Here is a 4,909-nt window from a genome sequence, read left to right as displayed (position 1 = left end):
CGGGTGCCCCGCGCCGACCCGGACGCGCCGTGGCCGGGCCGGCTGCCGGCGCCGTCCCCGCGCCTGGTGCCGAGCCGCCCGGTCCCCGCCGCCGTGCTCGACGAGACCGGGTCCGACATCGGGGTCAGCGCCCGGTTCGAGCTGACCGGCCGGCCGCGCCGGGTGGCGGTGAACGGGCCGCCCCGGGAGGTGCGCGGCTGGGCCGGGCCATGGCCGGCCGACGAGCGCTGGTGGGAGCCGGACTCGGCGCACCGCTGCGCCCGCCTCCAGGTCCTCACCGAGGACTCCGCCCTCCTCCTCGTCTGGGAACACGACCTCTGGACGGTCGAAGGTGTCTACGACTGACCGCCGTGTTTGCGCCTCACGTCGCCGTGTTTGCGTGTGGCGTCGCTGTGTTTGCGCCTCACGCGCGCGTCAGCGCCAACACAGCGACGTGAGAGGCCAACACAGCGACGTGAGAGGCCAACACGCCGGGGAGGGGAGGGGTGATGGGCTGGAACAACCCGCCGGTGAGTTGGGCGGAGCTGGAGCGGATCATGTCCGGGCGGCCGGAGAACGGACAGCAGGGCGATGGTGGGGACAGCCCGGCCTGGAGCCGGCGCCGGGACCGGTACGTTCCGCCGGCCGGGGTCGGGCCGGCAGGGGCCACCGAGACCGACGGCGAGGAGCGCGTGCCCTACGCCGAGCTGCACTGCCACTCCAACTTCAGTTTCCTCGACGGGGCAAGCCATCCGGAGGAGCTGATCGAGGCGGCCGCGCTGCTCGGCCTGGACGCCATCGCGCTCACCGACCACGACGGCATGTACGGGGTGGTCCGGTTTGCCGAGGCGGCGAAGGAGCTCGGCGTGCGCACGGTGTTCGGCACCGAGCTGTCGCTGAACCTTTCCGCGCCGCAGAACGGGATCCCGGACCCCGAGGGCGAGCACCTGCTGCTGCTTGCCGACAAGCAGGAGGGCTACCACCGGCTGTGCCGGACGCTGACCAACGGGTACCTGGCCGACGGGGCGGAGAAGGGCCGCCCGATCTACGACCTCGACCGGGTGGTGGCCGAGACCAGGGAGCACTGCGTCGTGCTCACCGGCTGCCGCAAGGGCGCCGTGCGCCGCGCGCTCGTCCACAATGGACCCGATGCGGCCTTCGTCCAGCTCGGCAAGCTGGTCGGCGCCTACGGCCGGGACCGGGTGTTCGTCGAGCTGACCGATCACGGCCGCCCGGAGGACTCGGTCCACAACGACCTACTCTACGGCATGGCCAACGACCTGGGCCTGCCTTGTGTGGCAACCAATGCCGTGCACTACGCCCATCCGGACGGCGGCCGCCTCGCCGCGGCGATGGCCGCGGTGCGGGCCGGCCGAGCGCTGGACGAGATGGACGGCTGGCTGCCGCCGGCGCCCACCGCGCACCTGCGGTCCGGCGAGGAGATGCGGCGCCGGTTCGCCCGCTATCCGGGCGCGGTCCAGCGGGCCGCGGTGCTCGGCATGCACCTGGCTTTCCCGCTGAAGGTCATCGCGCCCGAGCTGCCGCCGTTCGACGTGCCGCCGGGACATACCGAGATCACCTACCTGCGCGAGCTGACCTACCGCGGCGCGGCCCGGCGCTACGGCTCGTACGCCGAGAACCCCAAGGCGTTCCTGCAGATCGCGCACGAGCTGCAGGTGATCGAGGAGCTCGGCTACCCGGGCTACTTCCTCGTGGTGTGGGAGATCGTGGATTTCTGCCGGCGCAACGACATTCTCTGCCAGGGCCGGGGATCGGCGGCGAACTCGGCGGTCTGCTACGCGCTGGGCATCACCAACGTGGACGCGGCGCGCTACGACCTGCTCTTCGAGCGTTTCCTCGCCCCGGCGAGGGACGGCCCGCCCGACATCGACCTGGACATCGAGTCCGACCGGCGCGAGGAGGCCATCCAGCACGTCTACGACAAGCACGGCCGCCGGCACGCCGCCCAGGTGGCGAACGTGATCAGCTACCGGGCCCGGTCCGCGGTCCGGGACATGGCCAAGGCGCTCGGCTACTCGCCGGGCCAGCAGGACGCCTGGAGCAAGCAGATCGACAGGTGGGGCCCGCTCAAGTCCACAGTGGACGACAACGACCACGACGTGCCGCTGGCCGTCATGGAGCTGGCCGGGCAGCTGGAGAACTTCCCGCGGCACCTGGGGATCCACTCCGGCGGGATGGTGATCTGCGACCGGCCGGTCAGCGAGGTCTGCCCGGTGGAGCCGGCCAGGATGCCCAAGCGGACCGTGCTGCAGTGGGACAAGGACGACTGCGCCGCGGTCGGCCTTGTCAAGTTCGACCTGCTCGGCCTCGGCATGCTCTCCGCCCTGCACTACGTGATCGACCTGGTCGACGAGCACCATGGGATCAAGGTGGACATCGGCGAGCTGGACCTGTTCGACAAGAACGTCTACGAGATGCTGCAAAAGGCCGACTCGGTCGGAGTGTTCCAAGTGGAGAGTCGGGCGCAGATGGCCACCCTGCCCCGGTTGAAGCCCGCGGAGTTCTACGACCTGGTGGTCGAGGTCGCGCTGATCCGCCCCGGCCCCATCCAGGGCGGCTCGGTGCACCCGTACATCCGGCGGCACAGCGGCATCGAGGAGGTCACCTACGACCACCCGCTGCTGGAGAACGCGCTGCACAAGACCAAGGGGGTGCCGCTGTTCCAGGAGCAGCTCATGCAGATCGCCGTGGACGTGGCCGACTTCAGCCCGGCCGAGGCGGACGAGCTGCGCCGGGCGATGGGGGCCAAGCGGTCCACCCGCCGGATGGAGCGGCTGCGCGAGCGGTTCTACCAGGGCGCGGCGCGGCACGGCATCGGGGCGGAGCTGGCCGGGCGGATCTACGAGAAGCTGCTGGCGTTCTCCAACTTCGGCTTCCCGGAGAGCCACGCGCTCAGCTTCGCCCACCTGGTGTTCGCCAGCGCCTGGTTCAAGCTGTACTACCCGGCCGCGTTCTGCGCCGCGCTGCTGCGGGCCCAGCCGATGGGCTTCTACTCCCCGCAGTCGCTGGTCGCCGACGCCCGCCGGCACGGGGTGACCGTGCGCGGGCCGGACGTCAACGCCAGCCTGCCGCACGCCACCCTGGAGCCGATGCACCCGGAATGCCGCAGGCACAGCAACGAGTGCCCGGAGTGCGGCATCGCGCGCAAGCGGGCGGTCCGAATTGGACTCGGCGCCGTGCGCACCATCGGCAACGACCTCGCCACGCGCATCGTCGAGCAGCGCGACAGCGGCGGGCCCTACCGCGACATGGTCGACCTGGCCAGGCGGATCTCCCTGACCAGGGCCCAGGTCGAGGCGCTGGCCACGGCCGGCGCGTTCGACTGCTTCGGCGTGCGGCGGCGGGAAGCCCTGTGGGCGGCGGGTGCGGCGGCCGGGGAGCGCCCGGATCGCTTGCCGGGCACCACGGTCGGCACCGCGGCGCCCCCGCTGCCGGGCATGGACGAGGTCGAGCTGGCGGTGGCCGACATCTGGGCGACGGGCCTGTCGCCGGACAGCTTCCCCACGCAGTTCGTCCGGGAGCGGCTGAACCGGCTCGGCGCGCTCCCGGCCGCCGAGCTGTCCAAAGTAGACCACGGAACCCGGGTGCTGGTCGGCGGCGCGGTCACCCACCGGCAGCGCCCGGCGACCGCCGGCGGGGTCACGTTCCTCAACATCGAGGACGAGACCGGCATGGTCAACGTGGTCTGCACGACCGGGTTGTGGGCGCGCTACCGCCGGATCGCCCGCACCTCATCGGCCCTGCTGGTGCGCGGGATCGTGGAGAGCGTGGAGGGCGTGGTCAGCCTGCTCGCCGACCGGCTGCAGCCCCTCGAGCTCCGCATCCCCGCCAAGTCCCGCGACTTCCGGTGAACGGCTACGTGACGGGCCGGCGACCGGGAACCTCGATCAGCCGCCCCTCCATGAGCAGCTCCTCGATCGCTGCCGGCAGCAGGTAGGCGGTGCCGCCCCCGGGCTGGTCGAACCATGGGATGGCGGTGCCGCACAGCACCTCCATGGGCTGGGTCACCCGGTACGTGTGGAAGGGCCGCTCCACCCACTCGGGCACGAGGGACCGCTCGGCGAACGGCGTGCCGGCGGCGTAGGTCAGGTTGCCGTCCGGCTCACCGAACCGGTCGATCTCCGTGCCGGGCGCGAGCTCCATGAGTCGCTTGCCGCGGAACAGGGTCAGCGGCGGCTCTCCGCTCAGCGGCTGGATGGGCCAGCGCTGCCCCGCCTGCCGGGGCTCCGGCCGCGCCTCGGGCTCCGGCGGGGACTCGACCCGGTGCTCGCGGACCGCCACCGTGGGGCGGCCGGCGGGCGGCCGCGGCCCGGTCGGCTGGACCGGCACGTTCGGGGTGAACAGGGTGGGCGGCGGCTCCTCCACGGTCGGCGGGGGCGCCGGCATCGTCTGCTGGAGCTTGGGTTCCGGCGGCTCGGCCGGCTCGGAGACCACGGTCTCCTCGTCGGCGGGCGGCTCCGGCTCGGCTCCGGGCTCCGGCTCCGGTGGAGGAGGAGGTGGCGGCGGCTCGGCCTCCCGCCGGCCGGCGTCCAGCATGACCTTGCCGAGCAGGAACGCGGCCGCGTCGGCGACGTCCTCGAACACCGCCGGGGCCACGAACTCCCTTTCGTACCAACCGACCCGCCAGCCCTCCGGGGTCTGGTCCATGGTCCAGGTCCGCTCGGCGGGCGGACCGATCCGGTATGCCGACTCGGGCACGCCCAGCGCGGTGAGCCGCGACCGCAGCTGATCGAGGGTGGCCGACGGTGGACCCTGCGACGGGAGCGCGGCCGGCGGCGGGCCCGGCGGGGGCGGCGCGGCCCGGGGTGGCTCGGGCGGCGATGGTGGCGGCGGTGGCGGCTCGGGGACAGGAGGCGGCGGAGCGGGCGGACGCGGCACCGCGACCGTCGGTGGTGGCGCCGTGGGCGGC

General features: G+C 73.1%; 2 protein-coding genes and 1 pseudogene. 2 read left to right on the top strand and 1 reads right to left on the bottom strand.

The genetic code is table 11. From position 1 onward, the window contains the following. A pseudogene (locus VGX25_RS06715) lies at positions 1-345 on the top strand (DNA polymerase Y family protein); the annotation flags it as partial. Between the two features lie 143 nt (positions 346-488). Further along, positions 489-3,851, top strand: a complete 3,363-nt coding sequence (locus VGX25_RS06710) for an error-prone DNA polymerase (protein WP_326916734.1) — start codon at positions 489-491, stop codon at positions 3,849-3,851. A gap of 4 nt (positions 3,852-3,855) precedes the next feature. On the opposite strand, the gene VGX25_RS06705 is transcribed toward VGX25_RS06710, so the two are convergent. Further along, positions 3,856-4,909: TNT domain-containing protein (locus VGX25_RS06705; RefSeq protein ID WP_326916733.1), on the bottom strand; the 1,054-nt coding region annotated here is incomplete at its 5' end.

This window comes from Actinophytocola sp. (assembly GCF_035942955.1).
GTDB lineage: Bacteria > Actinomycetota > Actinomycetes > Mycobacteriales > Pseudonocardiaceae > DASYTH01.
This window is presented reverse-complemented; position numbering and strand designations above follow the sequence as displayed.

Bases quoted from the DNA above. Each gene is read 5' to 3' on its own strand.
- VGX25_RS06710 (WP_326916734.1), top strand. From the start codon at position 489: ATGGGCTGGAACAACCCGCCGGTGAGTTGGGCGGAGCTGGAGCGGATC.